The organism is Paraburkholderia sp. GAS448, from assembly GCF_050435685.1.
GTDB lineage: Bacteria > Pseudomonadota > Gammaproteobacteria > Burkholderiales > Burkholderiaceae > Paraburkholderia.
Map to the genome: position 1 here is coordinate 22714 of NZ_JBNDKT010000052.1, position 14258 is coordinate 36971.

At 58.6% G+C, this 14258-nt stretch carries 14 protein-coding genes and 1 pseudogene; 13 read left to right on the top strand and 2 right to left on the bottom strand.

Annotation, left to right across the window (positions count from 1 at the left end; genetic code table 11):
* Positions 1-680 precede the first annotated feature (680 nt).
* Positions 681-1139 carry an Lrp/AsnC family transcriptional regulator gene (locus tag P3T23_RS42565; RefSeq protein WP_429322054.1) on the bottom strand — a complete coding sequence of 153 codons (459 nt, stop codon included), beginning with the start codon at positions 1137-1139 and terminating at the stop codon, positions 681-683.
* Positions 1140-1263: 124 nt separating this feature from the next.
* On the opposite strand from P3T23_RS42565, the gene P3T23_RS42570 reads away from it, so the two are divergent.
* The 13 genes from P3T23_RS42570 to P3T23_RS42630 all read left to right on the top strand — a co-directional run bounded on the left by P3T23_RS42570 (position 1264) and on the right by P3T23_RS42630 (position 13805).
* The gene (locus P3T23_RS42570; RefSeq protein ID WP_429322066.1) at positions 1264-1800 is read left to right on the top strand and encodes an RBBP9/YdeN family alpha/beta hydrolase; all 537 of its coding nucleotides are present in this window, start codon (positions 1264-1266) and stop codon (positions 1798-1800) included.
* Positions 1801-2629: 829 nt separating this feature from the next.
* On the top strand, positions 2630-3349 hold the full coding sequence (locus tag P3T23_RS42575; RefSeq protein ID WP_429322055.1) for a Crp/Fnr family transcriptional regulator: 720 nt from the start codon (positions 2630-2632) through the stop codon (positions 3347-3349).
* Between the two features lie 67 nt (positions 3350-3416).
* The gene (locus P3T23_RS42580) at positions 3417-3857 is read left to right on the top strand and encodes an ester cyclase (protein ID WP_429322056.1); all 441 of its coding nucleotides are present in this window, start codon (positions 3417-3419) and stop codon (positions 3855-3857) included.
* 111 nt (positions 3858-3968) lie between these two features.
* Positions 3969-5942 (top strand): AI-2E family transporter, encoded by a 1974-nt coding sequence (locus P3T23_RS42585; protein ID WP_429322057.1) that lies wholly within the window; start codon positions 3969-3971, stop codon positions 5940-5942.
* 199 nt (positions 5943-6141) lie between these two features.
* On the top strand, positions 6142-6453 hold the full coding sequence (locus P3T23_RS42590; RefSeq protein ID WP_429322058.1) for a hypothetical protein: 312 nt from the start codon (positions 6142-6144) through the stop codon (positions 6451-6453).
* 143 nt (positions 6454-6596) lie between these two features.
* A complete protein-coding gene (locus tag P3T23_RS42595; protein WP_429322059.1) occupies positions 6597-6779 on the top strand; it encodes a hypothetical protein in 183 nt (60 codons plus the stop codon).
* 677 nt (positions 6780-7456) lie between these two features.
* Positions 7457-7885 carry a carboxypeptidase-like regulatory domain-containing protein gene (locus tag P3T23_RS42600; RefSeq protein ID WP_429322060.1) on the top strand — a complete coding sequence of 143 codons (429 nt, stop codon included), beginning with the start codon at positions 7457-7459 and terminating at the stop codon, positions 7883-7885.
* A 373-nt stretch (positions 7886-8258) separates the two neighbouring features.
* Positions 8259-8423 (top strand): glycine zipper 2TM domain-containing protein, encoded by a 165-nt coding sequence (locus tag P3T23_RS42605; protein WP_429259064.1) that lies wholly within the window; start codon positions 8259-8261, stop codon positions 8421-8423.
* Between the two features lie 260 nt (positions 8424-8683).
* On the top strand, positions 8684-9691 hold the full coding sequence (locus P3T23_RS42610; protein WP_429322061.1) for a hypothetical protein: 1008 nt from the start codon (positions 8684-8686) through the stop codon (positions 9689-9691).
* 90 nt (positions 9692-9781) lie between these two features.
* Complete coding sequence (locus tag P3T23_RS42615) at positions 9782-10411, top strand: BON domain-containing protein (RefSeq protein WP_429322062.1); 630 nt, start codon at positions 9782-9784, stop codon at positions 10409-10411.
* A gap of 347 nt (positions 10412-10758) precedes the next feature.
* Positions 10759-11148 carry a hypothetical protein gene (locus P3T23_RS42620; RefSeq protein ID WP_429322063.1) on the top strand — a complete coding sequence of 130 codons (390 nt, stop codon included), beginning with the start codon at positions 10759-10761 and terminating at the stop codon, positions 11146-11148.
* A 264-nt stretch (positions 11149-11412) separates the two neighbouring features.
* The gene (locus tag P3T23_RS42625; RefSeq protein ID WP_429322067.1) at positions 11413-12546 is read left to right on the top strand and encodes a DesA family fatty acid desaturase; all 1134 of its coding nucleotides are present in this window, start codon (positions 11413-11415) and stop codon (positions 12544-12546) included.
* Positions 12547-13085: 539 nt separating this feature from the next.
* Positions 13086-13805 carry a Crp/Fnr family transcriptional regulator gene (locus tag P3T23_RS42630; RefSeq protein WP_429322064.1) on the top strand — a complete coding sequence of 240 codons (720 nt, stop codon included), beginning with the start codon at positions 13086-13088 and terminating at the stop codon, positions 13803-13805.
* 157 nt (positions 13806-13962) lie between these two features.
* On the opposite strand, the pseudogene P3T23_RS42635 reads toward P3T23_RS42630, so the two are convergent.
* Positions 13963-14163: pseudogene (locus tag P3T23_RS42635) on the bottom strand (glycosyltransferase); the annotation flags it as partial.
* Between the last annotated feature and the right edge of the window lie 95 nt (positions 14164-14258).

The following is a 14258-nucleotide window of genomic DNA, read 5'->3' on the forward strand; positions in this document are numbered from 1 at the left end:
CGGCCGGTGCAGAACCCCTCAAACTCGGTGAAACCCCTGGTGCGCGCCACGCGCTGCCGAGGCAACGCCGAGCCAAGCCTGACGTCGCAAGCTTCCAGTTCGCGGCGACACGGAAGGTGTAGAGACTAGACGGGGGGCGCCTAAGGCGATACGTGCTGGCAAACGCTCAGCGCGCCGCGATGGCGAAGGCATAGTCCAGCGCACGAACGGTTATGCCGCACGGTATGACCGGCGTCGAAAGACGTGGTGTGACGAAAATCCGCCGCTTAACAGCTTGCCGGTTCGAGTCCGGTCCCCGGCACCACGACACTTTTAGTATCTACCAAATCAGCCACCAGTAAGGCTCTCAGCGAGTTCTTCGCCTTCCCATATTCTACCGGCTGCTCCCAAAAAGTATCGTTTTTTACATAGCATCACCCCAAAATCACCCCAGGAATCACCCAGGCGGCACTCGCCGAAGTATCGGGCCACAACGCCGCAGTCCCCTTCCGTCTGACCCATCACATCACCGGGTCTCCCGCAAGCCGTCCAGCGGGTGGAAATGATGCGTGCTGCATATTCGCATCACGTCACTAGGGGTGCCCTTCAAGATTCGGACTTTTCGCTAGGCGTCCTGGCGGGCGTTTCGAACGTCGCTGATCGACCTGACGTGGTCATCCAGATTTCTACAAAACAGCCAGTCAAATCTGCGATCCGAGGATCGCCTTCGGCGGATAGCTCGCTAGCACGACAGAAGTGGTCACGGGCCCGAATCTGGCAAGCGCGTCGATTGCGGTTTCGAGCTGGGCCATCTCTTCAACCACCATCCGAACCATGAAGCAGTCTTCGCCGGTGATCCGGTGCGCCTCGACGATCTCAGGCATTGCTTCGAAGGCGCTCAGGCAATGCTTAATCTCAGCGTGGGTGGTGCGGATTCGCACGATCGCCCCGATGCCCCGACCAACGAGGCCGGGATTTATCCGCGCCGCGTAGCCCTCGATGACTCCCCGCTCCTCGAGCCTCCTGATGCGGGCGGTGACTGCCGGCTGAGAAAGCCCGATCTGCTTCCCGAGTTCCGTGTTGGTGACGCGTGCATTGCGCTGAAGCGCCTCCAGGATCCGCCAGTCGAGCCTGTCCAACGTCACCGGCTTAGTTTTCATTTGTGAGCACCCTCAAATTCCGTCAGTTCGTTCGTGCATGACCTTCATTCCATTTGATTTGCGATGTTGCCTGAATTCGGGAGCTTTTACACTGGATGCTCGTTCACTCATGGAGATCTGGCAGATGAACTACCCCGTTCTTGTTGTTCCTGGCATCGGCAACTCTGGTCCATTGCACTGGCAGAGCGTATGGCAGGCCGCGCATCCGGATTGGCAACGCCTCGCAGTCGAGGATTGGGATTACGTCGTGTGCGATGACTGGGTATCGGCGATAGAACGGCAGCTGGCGGCAAAAGGAAGGGAGACTGTCATAGTGGCGCACAGCCTCGGATGTCTGGCCGTGGTCCATTGGGCTGCCCGGTATGCGCGGAAGGTTCGTGGCGCGCTGCTTGTGGCCGTGCCGGACCCGGCATCACCGGCATTTCCTCGGGAAGCCGCGAGCGGATTCGCGCCCCTGCCATCGGAGCGGTTGCCGGTTCCCACGACCGTCGTATCCAGCACCAACGATCCGTATGGCAGCGTGGACCACGCACGCGCCTGCGCAGCTGCATGGGGCAGCGAATTCGTCGAAGTTGGAGCAAAGGGACATCTCAACGCGGACAGCAACTTGGGCAATTGGCCCGAAGGGTTTCGATTGCTGGAGACGATGAACAACGGTTGAAACTGCCGATGGTGGAATAGTTCTTCACTGAGCGGCAATGGCAGATCAGGCTTGTCCAGTCGACCAACGGCGTGGGGGGAGCGTGACCGCAACGAAACTGCTTCGCCTGAGACCGGCGGACCCCTTCCAACTGGAGACACGAAGGACCGCGATGCCCCACCATCTGATACCCGTCGTTCACGCGGTGCCAACGTGAGCTTCGCCTGCAGCACTCAACGAGTGGCTGATTGCGGCGTTGTTGGTTCCCGTAGATATCATGGCATCAATTTCCATGGAAACCATACTGGTTCCCATGGAAGTCAATATGCGAGGTACACGTTGTGCGCAATCAGGAAACGTCGGTGCAATGCTTGCCTACCCTCGACATACACCTGGGTTACGGGCTGCGGCTCGTATCCAATCATGTTTCCGGCGACTTCGCTCGTGCTTTGCAAGATCTCGGAGATCCTGGACAACCTTCAAGACAAGAAATGGATCTCTCGCATGACGAGTGAGGAGAACAACCGCGTCCAGTTCCTTTCTCTGACGCCACAGGGAAGACGGGTTCTACCCTGGCTCGCCACGATTGCCGATGAAAACGACGAACACTTCTTTGGCGCTCTGGATCCTGACGAGCAGACCACGCTTCGAAGCCCCTGTCCAGCAAGCTCATAGATGTTCATCGGATAGCGGCTCGTTTATTGAACGGACTGACGTCGGACCGATACCGTACAGACACCCCCTGCCGCACGTGAGAGGCTTTTCGACATCCTCGTACACCCGTAATTCAGGTGTCACTTTCGGTGAATCAGGTGTCCGCTGCGGTTGACAGGTTGAAAAGGAGTGGCAAATGGAAAATGATCTTCATCCCACGGAGAATCGGCTACTGGGCCTTCTTCCCGAAACGGAATTGGCGCGTCTGAAAACGCAGTTGGTCCCGGTCGAGATGACGCCGGGATTTGTCGTGTACGAGGCTGGGGAACACCTCGACCACGTTTATTTTCCGACGACATCAATAGTTTCACTACGGCAGACGATGCCGGACGGCAAATCGGCAGAAATAGCGGTCGTTGGCAACGATGGCCTGGTTGGCACCGAGCTTTTTATGGGTGACGAAACAACGACGAATACAGCGGTCGTGCAAACCCCGGGCGAGGCATACCGACTGAGCGCACCGATCCTGAAGGAAGAGTTTCGTCAGGCAGGCGTGATGCAGTGGCTGTTGCTACGCTACACGCTGGCCCTGTTCGCGCAGATCGCCCAGACGGTTGTTTGCAACCAGTATCACTCGACAGACCAGCGGCTGTGCCGGTGGCTGCTGCTCGGTATTGACCGCTTGCCATCGAACGAGCCAAAGGTATCGCCGGAACTGCTGGCCAACGCGCTTTGCCTCCGACGTGCCAGCACGAGGAAAGCCCTCGGGCAACTGGAGGACGCCGGAATGATCCGGTGCGGCGACAGTTATATCGAGGTGCTGGACAGGCGGAGTCTGGAAAACCGTGCGTGCGAGTGCTATCGGGTGGTGAAACGCGAACTCGACCGATTGCTCCCCGATCTGGCTGCGCCATAGAGAGAACGGACTTGCGATAGAGTGAGTGCAGTCTTTTCTATCCGACGGCGTCGGAAAAGGGGACATTATGGAAACGACGAACAACGCCGCACACGCTGCGATGCGGGAAACCGTTGACCTGTTGTACCGGGCTTTCGCGCATAAGGATATTTCCCTACTTCGCAAGGTTGTGACGCCTGACTGGCAGTACATCCCGGAGTCTCCTGGACAGTTGCCGGGCCCGGACAAGATGATTCCAGTGTTTGCGGATCTGTCGTCGGCGCTGCCAGACATGGAGATCAAGATTCTGGATGTCCTGATCCACGACCCCAAGGTACGAGTGCGCGCGGAGGTCACTGGCACGCAGTCCGGGCCGCTCATGGGCATTGCTGCGACGTCAAAGCCGGTCCATTTCGCGATTCACTCGTTCCACGAGTTCCGCGATGGGCGGATCGCGAAAACATGGCACCTCGAGGACTGGTTGAGTGTTTTTCGCCAGCTAGGGGAATTGCCTCCAAGGCTGTCCTGAGATGGCGCAATGGCGACGGGGGCGGGTACGGATGCTTAACGCCCGGCTCGGCCTATCCACTGATCCGACACCACCCACGAGAATCGACGGTATTGAGACCACGAGTCCACGATGTCCGAATCCATGGAACGGCGCCCCACCAGATCTGCGGCGCATGTCGAGCCCCCTGAGACCCCCAGCCTGCAGGGTTTGATTACGCTCGCCGTCGGCGTGACGATCGTCGCAGCCCTCTATTTTGGGCGGGACGTCCTCATACCGATCACGCTTGCCATTCTGCTCAGCTTCCTGGTTGCCCCTCTGGCCGATTTTCTGGGTCGCTTCAGACTGGGCCACGTGGCTTCGGTTCTCATTGCGGTAATGATGTCGCTCTCGGTGATCGTCCTGCTGGGAGGCGTAATCGCTACCCAGATGACGGATCTCGCAGCCGGCATCCCTCGCTATCAGGCGACCATCGAAAAGAAGGTCGACGTCGTGCATGGCATGACGATCGGTACACTGAATCGTCTGGCGGAAGCAGCCGGCCGCACGTTCCAGGGAGCCACCGGTGAAGAGCCGAAAGCGACTCGCGGGAGCACTTCTGGCCACTCGGACGCTCAACCGTCCGCAGCAATTCCAGTCGAAGTGCGAGAGCCCGGGCTGACACCTTTTCAGCTGGCGCGGCGGGTAGTGTCTCCTGTCATTAGCCCACTCGCGACGACGTTCATCGTATTCATCGTGACCATTGTCATTCTGCTGCAGCGTGACGATCTTCGGGACCGGGCGATTCGATTGTTTGGTTCGAGAGACCTGCATCGGACCACCACCGCGATGGACGAAGCCGCGCGGCGCCTCAGCCGGTATTTTGTTTCGCAACTCGGCGTAAACGCCGGCGTGGGGGTCGCTATCGGGACGGGCCTGTTCTTCATTGGGGTACCCAGCCCGATGCTGTGGGGCATTCTGGCTGCGCTGTTGCGACTCGTCCCCTACGTTGGAATATGGATTTCCGCTCTTCTGGCTACCACACTTGCTGCAGCAGTCAGTCCGGAGTGGTCGATGGCGATCTGGTCAGTGATCCTTTTCGCGACCGTCGAACTGCTGGTCGGTCAGGTCGTCGAACCGATGTTATATGGCCACAGTACCGGCCTTTCGCCATTCTCGGTTGTCGTATCCGCGATTTTCTGGAGCTGGATATGGGGGCCAATCGGACTCATTCTCTCCACGCCGCTGACGCTCTGTCTCCTTGTCCTCGGTCGCCACGTTGCGCGCCTCGAATTTCTCGACGTATTGCTGGGTGACCGGCCTGCGCTTACTCCGGTCGAAAATTTTTACCAGCGGGCGCTGGCCGGCGATCCGGACGAAGCACTCGGGCAAGCCGAGGTACTGCTACGCGACCGGTCGCTCTCGTCTTACTACGATGAAGTCGCCATCAAGGCATTGCAGCTTGCGGCCATTGATGTATTGCGAGGCGGCGTAACCGCCACGCAACTGGCTCGAATCGGGACCACTGTGAGCGACCTGGTCGAGGGTCTGGAGGGCTTTGAGGACGTTGACCCCACTGCGGCAGAATCGGGCGGCAACTGGGGCGCGTTGGCGTTCGCCCGCGTCGAACAAAAGGTATTGCAGCAACCGGCTCCGTCTGTTGTATTGCCGGATGTGGAAACCCTGTTAGCGCGGTGCGCGGCGAATCAGGTCCTTTGCATAGCGGGAAGGGGACCGCTCGACGAGTTGGCGTCGAGCATTCTCGTCCAACTGCTCGGAAAGCATGCGCTCGATTGCCGCGTGATCTCCCATGATGAGGCGTCACGCGCTCGGATCGGCAGCCTGGATGTTGCCGCCGCGACGACGGTGTGTATCTTTTATCTGAATATTGATGGCATCCCGTCGCACCTGCGCTATCTTCTGCGACGGGTGCGCCAGCGCTTGCCGGAAGCAGCCATCGTCGTGGGGCTCTGGCCGAAAGGCGATACGGATCAGTGGAGCGAAGATCTCCAGAGCGCGATCGGCGCTGACCGCTATGCTACTTCGGTTCGGGAGATGGTTGATGCGTGCCTCGACTATCCGGCCTCGGAGGACGCGCGTTCCGAGGCTTTGAATGAAGAGCGTTGACCGCTACCGTACAGACATACGCATTGTGTACGTGAGAACCTGTTCACCAGGGCCCCGTCATGTCTGGACGGTCGCTATGCGAAGACGCGACTGCGATTCACTGCCGGGATGAAAACGTCCCGGCTTCGATGAGGCCCGCCAGCCGTACACGATATCTGGATCAGACGATCCGGATCTTCGTTGCGCAAAGGAGCCTGTGATGAAACCTGCCGAACAGAGGTCCGCCAACGCCGCCCGCAGTGATGCAGTAAGCCCGTGCATCGCCGCCACCCCGTTGGATGGCGATTACGAGGACGTTGCACCGCTGCCGCTGCCGCACGAGACCGACCAGTCTGTGGAATCACAACATGAAGAAGGTACGCGCGATGTCGGACGGCAGGCGTATAAGGACCTGTCGCGCGGCCTGACCGATACCGACCGGCGCGGTGGCGATGCGTATCAGCAACGCACACAGAATAATGCGAATGCCAACACGCAGACTCCCAAACTCCGTGCCACGCGCAAGCGATAGGCGTTTGCATGTGCGTGCGCCGGTACTCGCGCCTGAACATGTGCCGCGCCCGCCAACCGCATTGCCCGGTTCTGCCATTGAATCGCGCCATGCTCATCAATCCGGGACGTCATCGTCCCACGTACTCACTACCGGAGGCGACTATGCGCACCCAGCGTCGAGAGCAACATCCAAATGGCGACAAGACCGAACACAACATCGACGAAGCTGTCGAGGACACTTTTCCTGCTAGCGACCCACCCTCGATCGGTGGCGTGACGAAAATCCGCCCTGAATCCGATCAAAATAAATCACACGGGAAGCACTTGCGAGTCAAGGCCGGATGACAGCAAACAATTTGAGAATCTGGATGGCCTCGGGTGAAAGTTGGATGTACATGGTGGCCTCCTGTTATTGAGATCATCCTGATCCGGACGAAATTCTTTCGTCTGTACGGTAGCGTCTACTCGACTCCCCCTTTTGAGAGTGACTTGAGCAAACCTCACAAAGACATACTGTGGAAGCTGTTTCGACGGATATGTTACTGGTTTGCACAGTTGCCGAATCAATCAATCCATATCACGGCGTGTCAGCCAGCTTGTCAAAAACCCGCCCTTGCTCATTAACGTAGATACCTGTGTATTTTCCAATGTGAGGCTGCGTCGGCGCAGGTCGGCAATGTCGCTCCGGAACCAGTACGGCACCGTACCGACTACTGTTCGTATTGCGCGCACTGTATGTATGTGAGTGTCGTGGACTTCCCATGACACGCCGCACAGAGAACGGTAATCTTCGATCGTCTGCAATGGCCGCTGCTGCCATTACGGCGAAATTCAAAGAGAGCTGATTTGAGCTCTGCGGATGCGATGCATCAAGGCAATGCCGGCAATGGTGAACACCATACTCGTTAAAAGTTGAAGCACAGCGCAATGTGCGCATTCAATCTGATGTCGCGATGATCACACTACCCGAGGCATGAGCAGGCCGGTGCACCGCGGGATGGATGTGTTCATTGGAGTCTGACATGAAAAAGCGCAACGTCTTGCAATGGGTATTGATTCTAGGTGCGGCTTTCGGCGTGAATCTCGCGATTGCGGCGGAGACGGACCTTCCGGCGATACAGCATGCCGGGGACGTGACCTATCTAACGGGGGGGATCGGGAGCGACCAGGCACGAGCGATCAAAGACGTCATGCACAACTACCCCATGGTGTTGACGTTCGTCGGCAAGACGAGCAACCAGAATCAATATCTCTCGGACGTCCCCGTCACGATCACGGATGGCCAAGGGAACACGGTTCTGGAGACGAGTTCGGATGGCCCATTCATGCTGGTTTCTCTCCCCAGTGGACATTACACCGTCAGCGTTAGCTATAAGGGGCAAGCGGAACATCGTACGATGAATATTACAAATGACGCTCACGCGCGCCAGACGTTTGTCTGGGCGATGTAGTTGCCGCGACGTGAATGGTTAGCTCAAGCAGATGTCGCCGCCGGTCCGTCGATATTAAAACGACTTCGCCCGTAGAGATTGATTGCATTGGGATTCGACTAAATCGTATCCGGACGCGCCTGCGATTTATTTTTAGCGGCTTCCTCCACCATCGGGCATCTTAAAGATGGGAGCGGCCGCACGTGTACGCTGCTGGACCGACGGAAACCGGCAATTCGTGTATCAAGAGAGTGTCTACTGGCGGGCGAGTGAAACCTGTATCGGTGGCCCTTGGTGGCAGACGCGTCGGATCGCGTCACTTACATATATAGGTGGTATCAAAATGAACTGCACTCGCTTATTTTCAATAGGTACGCTAACGCTCCTTGTCGCAATGGGAGGCCTGGGTTGCTCTGGCATGTCCCAGCGAGGCGTCGACACGGCTGCTGGTGCCGGGATAGGCGCCGTCGGTGGTGCTGTGCTTACAGGCGGTAGCGCGGTGGGCACAGTCGGCGGCGCGGTCGTAGGTGGCGTGGTCGGCAACCAGATCGGTAAATAGCCGGGCGAGCCTGGACGGAGCCGCATCATCCGTGGATATCTTCCCGGTGAGGTGACGCCACGGTGTGAATAGAAGATGGTGACCGTTCAGGATGACGTCGGGCGCCAGCTTCGCCCCGGCGAGGGCATTCTTGACATGTACCGCCCGTCGAAAGCGGCGCGCGTAGGTCCTGGGCTATCCCCTCAAGCGATCTTACTGCTACAACTTCGGGGACTCATTGCATCTATCGGCATCCGTCCGCCGAAACCGCGCGCATTTTGTTGACCGGGATCAATGCACAGTACCCGGCGCTTGCGCTGACAAAGTACTCCTTATCGGGGGAAAAAATGCGTTACCTGATTATTGCGCTATCGATGTTATTGTGCCCGGCAATCTCAGTCCACGGCCAGATCAGCGTCGACGTCGGGGTGCCGGGCGCCAACATCGGTATCAACATGCAGTCATATCCCAAACTCGTTCCAGTGCCGGGCTACCCCGTTTACTACGCGCCTCAAGCGAATTCGAATTACTTCTTCTACGACGGCCTGTACTGGGTGTACCAGCAGGAGAACTGGTATTCGAGCAGTTGGTACAACGGTCCGTGGCAGTCGGTGGGGCCAATGGATGTGCCACCGTTTGTGCTGCGCATTCCTGTGCGCTACTACCGCGAGCCTCCTGCGTATTTTCGTGGCTGGAGCGCCAACGCTCCGCCACACTGGAGTGAGCACTGGGGCCCCGACTGGGAGGCTCGTCGAAGCGGATGGGACCAATGGGACCGGCGCGCCGTCCCACGTGCAGCCCCGCCGCCAGACTACCAGCGACAGTACTCAGGGGACCGCTATCCACGTACGGGAGAACAACAATATGCGATTCGATCCGCGAACTACCGCTATCAGCCAGGTGATGCCGTAACGCGGCAGGATTATCGACAGCAGGGCAGCCCGGGCAGCTCACGTGCCGGGCCTCAGCAGCAAGCGCCTATGCAACGATTGTCGTCGACTCAGGAACCGCATTCGCAGCCGAATCAACAACAGCTGGAGCAGCGGCAGCAACTGCATTCGCAGCCGGATCAACAACAGCTACAGCAGCGACAACAACGGCAGCCAGAGCACGTCGCACAGCAGGCACCACCCTCACAGCCAATGCATCAGGCGCAATCGATGCAGCCGCCGGCACAGATGCAACGCGCCCAAACGGCGCCTCAAGAGAGGGGGCGAGAAAACAAGGCTGGAGCGCCGGACAAGCGTGGGGAGAACCAGGACGAAGGCCGCAGTCAGAACCGCCAGTAGTTGGACATCTTCACGATAACGGCTCTTTTGGACACGGGCGAGTCACTTTTCGTGAATCAAGTCGTACAGAAAGCAAATCGGAGAAGCATCATGAGCAGGACCTATTTTTGCAGAACCGCAGTTCTCAACACGTTGATTGCAGTCGGTCTGGTTACTGGGGTTAGCATCGGGACCGCTGGCGCAGCCTCGGGGGATGACACCATCCCGCAGCCCCACAGCGACAGCGTAAGTGCGATGCTCACCGATACCGTCATCACGACCAGGGTGAAGGCCAGGCTGATGGGTGATGACGGCCTCAAAAAATCTGATATCAGCGTGACCACCACCAACGGCGTGGTCACGCTCGACGGCTCGGCAAGCAACTCAAACGCGAAGACCGTGGCTGAGGCGGCGACCAAATCAGTTGATGGCGTCAAGAGCGTCGACAACAACCTGAAAACACCCGCGAGCAGCAAGGCATCGGCCCGGACGCACGAGGCCGTCACAAAGACAGAGCGGGTCGCATCTGATAGCTGGATCACCACCAAGGTGAAGTCCGGGATCCTTGCGGACAGCGTTAGCAAGGGTTTCGATGTGAGCGTGGAGACGATCCACGGCGTGGTGGTTCTGAAGGGGGCTCTGTCAAACCAGGGCGCCGTCGATCACGTGAAGGACATCGCTGAGAAAGTGAAAGGCGTGAAGAGCGTTGACACGTCCGCCCTCACCGTCGCAGGCGGATAGCCGGTTGAGAAGGGGTTGCCGCGGGCGGCTGTACACAAAAGGGGGGGCACTAAAGACTCGGCGTCGCAACGCGCACCCTCATGCCTTCTTCTCGCGTACGCCACCGTATCGACTTCGGATGCCCTTGCATGCAGCGTGTTTAAAGACGCTTTCGATCACCGCGCCGACATATCGAACGGCAATACCCGGTTCGCGGCGGCGTCCTTATCGCTCGCCAGCCAATCAGGCTGGTGAGCGCGATTTCCCTATGTCTCGCTATCAGTTAGCACATACTCTACCCCCTGAGGCGTTTCCGAACCTATGCCGGGGAAGGCCCCACGCCTATGATCGGTGACATGGACTGACCCGTGAGAGCCATCATGACCAGAAAAGACTCTGGCGCAGAAACTGATGCGACGCAAACGACCCGGTCAGCGCTCGTCGCGTTGGCCGGCCACATCAAGAACCTCGTGACGGATCAGACGTTGGACAGTCGATGTGCCTCGAAGCTCGTCAAACGCTTAAAGAAGGAAGTCGACGCGGTTGAGAAGCGCAGTAGCGGGACGAAGGCGGGGCGAAAAAATTTGCCGAAGAAGTTTGAAGACCTTGATGCAACGCTTTGCGACCAGGGCGCGACGTTGCTGGTGGTGGCCAACGCGTCGCTTCGAGCAAACGACGCATCAGATGCCGCCAGGGAACGCGCCCCCGGTACGACACCGTACCGATATTCTCCACAGTTGCGTTCATCGTGTGAGTGACGTTCGGGCGCGAGGCGGTCTAGACGGATACGAAATAGCCGTGACCGATTTCGCGTCGCTTCATTTCTGGCAATCGGTTTGGCCTGTGGGTTTGGCCTGCGTCCGTCGCCGCGCAGAGGATCGGACGCATTCCATTCACTACCCGCGTGGAATGTAGAGGCAACTGCAAGCCGCTACGTTGCCCGTAGAAAGAAGGTCCACTTGTTCAGCAATTCAATCGCGTTCCTCTCCGACGGTCTGCTTTCCCTTTTCTGGTGGCAGATCTTGCTAGCCACACTGATATCGACACATGTCACGATCATCAGCGTGACGGTGTACCTCCACCGTTGCCAGGCGCATAGGGCACTTGAGCTGCATCCGCTTGTCAGCCATTTCTTCCGGTTCTGGCTGTGGATGACGACAGGCATGGTGACGGGTGAATGGGCAGCGGTCCACCGCAAGCACCATGCGAAGTGCGAGACTAGTGAGGACCCGCACAGCCCGCGGATCAGCGGAATCTGGAGGGTGCTGTTCGGAGGTGCTGAACTCTACCGCGCCGAAACAAGGAACGAGGAAACACTGCGCAGATTTGGCTACGGTACGCCGGCCGACTGGATGGAACGGAACATCTACGCGAAGTATCCGAACCTCGGAATAAGCCTGCTGATGGTGATCGATGTTGCTCTATTCGGTGTCGTCGGCGTGTCCGTGTGGGCCGTCCAGATGATATGGATACCGTTCTGGGCAGGGGGCGTGGTCAACGGTCTGGGCCATTTCATGGGTTACCGCAACTTTGGTACTCCAGATGACAGCGCGAACGTTATTCCCCTTGGCATCCTGATCGGCGGCGAAGAACTTCACAACAACCACCATGCCTATGCAACATCTGCAAAGCTATCGAACAGATGGTACGAGCTCGATATCGGCTGGATGTACATTTGCATCCTATCTACGCTGGGACTGGCAAAAGTCAGGAAAGTGGCGACGGTGCCGCGTCTGGTCAAAGGCAAGTTGGAGCTCGACGACGACACGCTGCAAGCTGTACTGCGAAACCGCTACGAGATTATGGCGAGCTACGCCCGGGCGGCCGAGCGTGCCTACCGGCACGAACTGGCAAGCAGGGAACACATCAGCCGCCATGAGAAGTTCCTTCTTATACGCGGCGTAAGGAACTGGCTACGCGAGGAGCCGGTGACTCGCGGCAAGCCGCGAGATCTGCCGTTGACGGAAATGTACGAGCACGATCGGAAGCTGCGCACCTACGTCGAACTGCGCGAGGAACTGTCCGCGATCTGGAAACGGTCGAATGCCTCCCGCGAACAGCTGCTCCTGCAGTTGCAGGAATGGTGTCGTCGTGCCGAGCAAAGCGGCATCAACGCGCTCGAAGAGTTCTCGCTGCGACTTCGCCAGTACGGGTGACTTTCGGCACGGCTCCCGTGGCCACTTTCCGTGGCGAGGCGGTGTACAAACCAATGACGTGGTCTGTCACGTGAGGGGGCCGGTGAGCGGTCAGGAAGCGAGTCAGGAGGCGGGCATGAAAGGCCGCTCCCGCGCGGCGAGGCATTCGGGACAGAGTTGTAGCTCAGCCGCAGCCCCAATCCGCGCGATCCGCCTGTTTCTACTGACCTGACCGTCACCGTGCGGACTTACCGCATTGCATCTGAGACCGTACGGCTTCAACCTCCGTGTATCCGCGAATTCGGCTCGCCTCGGCGACGAGGAAGCGCTGGCGCCCTGTTGGAGGTCATTGGGGGATTGCGTCACTGGCTGTCATTCTCGCGCGACCTATAATTTAACGGTGTAGACGCAGCGCCCGGCGAAGATTGGCGTATGGCGGCGGCGACGCCGCCGCCCGCCGGCCGGGCCGTTAGGGGCATTGATTCCTTTATCCATCTTCACCCGTCAGGAAATCGCCGGCGAAACCGGGGCGGTTCTGGACAGGCTGCAGAGAGTGGCAAATGTCGTACGAGTATCCTCAAAACGAAAATCACCTGCTCTCGGTGCTGCCTGCAGTGGAGTGGGCGCGCCTGGCTCCGCATCTGGTATTGGTGGATATGCCGCTCGGTCGCGTCGTCTACGAATCGGGGGACCGCCTCAATCAGGTCTATTTCCCGACGACCTGCATCGTGTCGCTGCTGTACGTCCTGGAGGATGGTGCGTCCGCCGAAATCGCGATCGTCGGTAATGAAGGGCTGATCGGCATCGCCCTCTTCATGGGCGGCGAAAGCACGCCGAGCCGGGCGGTCGTTCAAAGTGCAGGCAAGGCCTACCGGCTGGATGCCCACATCCTGAAAGAGGAATTCCACCGTGCGGGTCCCGTACAACGCCTGCTGCTGCGCTATACCCAGGCATTGATCACACAGATGGCACAGACCGCCGTTTGCAACCGGCACCATTCGATCGACCAGCAGTTGTGCCGATGGCTGCTGCTCAGCATCGACCGCCTGTTGTCGAACGAACTGGGAATGACCCAGGAGCTGATCGCCAACATGCTGGGCGTACGCCGATCCGGCGTCACCGAAGCGGCGTTGAAACTGCAGGATGCGGGGCTGATCCGCTACAGTCACGGTCATATCGAGGTACTGGATCGACCGGGGCTCGAAAAGCGCGTGTGCGAGTGTTACGGCGTGGTGAAGCGCGAATTCGACCGGTTGTTGCCCGATTTGAAAGCGCTATAGAAATCGCATGGGTGCTACCCCCCCGCCTGAACGGCATTAGCGTGCCAAAGCGGAGTTGGGTAGGACGGCTTCACGGAGAGGCGCTTTTCGTGAGGGCTACAATCTGCCCACTGTGATACGTTCGCTGCAATCTTCCTGGAAGTATTCATATGAAAGTTCGGATTTCAGTGCGCGACAGTTCATTCAGGCGTCGCAATGCAGCCACCGCGCCCTGGGCGTCCTCGCAGATGTACCCGGTCATACCGTGGTCGATCACTTCAGGCACAGAACCACGATTGAGTGCAATCACCGGGGTGGCGCAGGCCATCATCTGTAAATGACGGGATCCCGATGACGACGTTTTCCACCTTGGGCTCACGGCTTACCTCAATCCAACATAGCCGAGCACAAACAGAACGATGACCACGGCCCCTACGAGCCAGACGATGTTGTACATGACACGCTCCTTGAATT

Bases quoted from the DNA above. Each gene is read 5' to 3' on its own strand.
- P3T23_RS42565 (WP_429322054.1), bottom strand. From the start codon at position 1,139: ATGAAAACTAAGCCGGTGACGTTGGACAGGCTCGACTGGCGGATCCTG.
- P3T23_RS42570 (WP_429322066.1), top strand. From the start codon at position 1,264: ATGAACTACCCCGTTCTTGTTGTTCCTGGCATCGGCAACTCTGGTCCA.
- P3T23_RS42575 (WP_429322055.1), top strand. From the start codon at position 2,630: ATGGAAAATGATCTTCATCCCACGGAGAATCGGCTACTGGGCCTTCTT.
- P3T23_RS42580 (WP_429322056.1), top strand. From the start codon at position 3,417: ATGGAAACGACGAACAACGCCGCACACGCTGCGATGCGGGAAACCGTT.
- P3T23_RS42585 (WP_429322057.1), top strand. From the start codon at position 3,969: ATGTCCGAATCCATGGAACGGCGCCCCACCAGATCTGCGGCGCATGTC.
- P3T23_RS42590 (WP_429322058.1), top strand. From the start codon at position 6,142: ATGAAACCTGCCGAACAGAGGTCCGCCAACGCCGCCCGCAGTGATGCA.
- P3T23_RS42595 (WP_429322059.1), top strand. From the start codon at position 6,597: ATGCGCACCCAGCGTCGAGAGCAACATCCAAATGGCGACAAGACCGAA.
- P3T23_RS42600 (WP_429322060.1), top strand. From the start codon at position 7,457: ATGAAAAAGCGCAACGTCTTGCAATGGGTATTGATTCTAGGTGCGGCT.
- P3T23_RS42605 (WP_429259064.1), top strand. From the start codon at position 8,259: ATGGGAGGCCTGGGTTGCTCTGGCATGTCCCAGCGAGGCGTCGACACG.
- P3T23_RS42615 (WP_429322062.1), top strand. From the start codon at position 9,782: ATGAGCAGGACCTATTTTTGCAGAACCGCAGTTCTCAACACGTTGATT.
- P3T23_RS42630 (WP_429322064.1), top strand. From the start codon at position 13,086: ATGTCGTACGAGTATCCTCAAAACGAAAATCACCTGCTCTCGGTGCTG.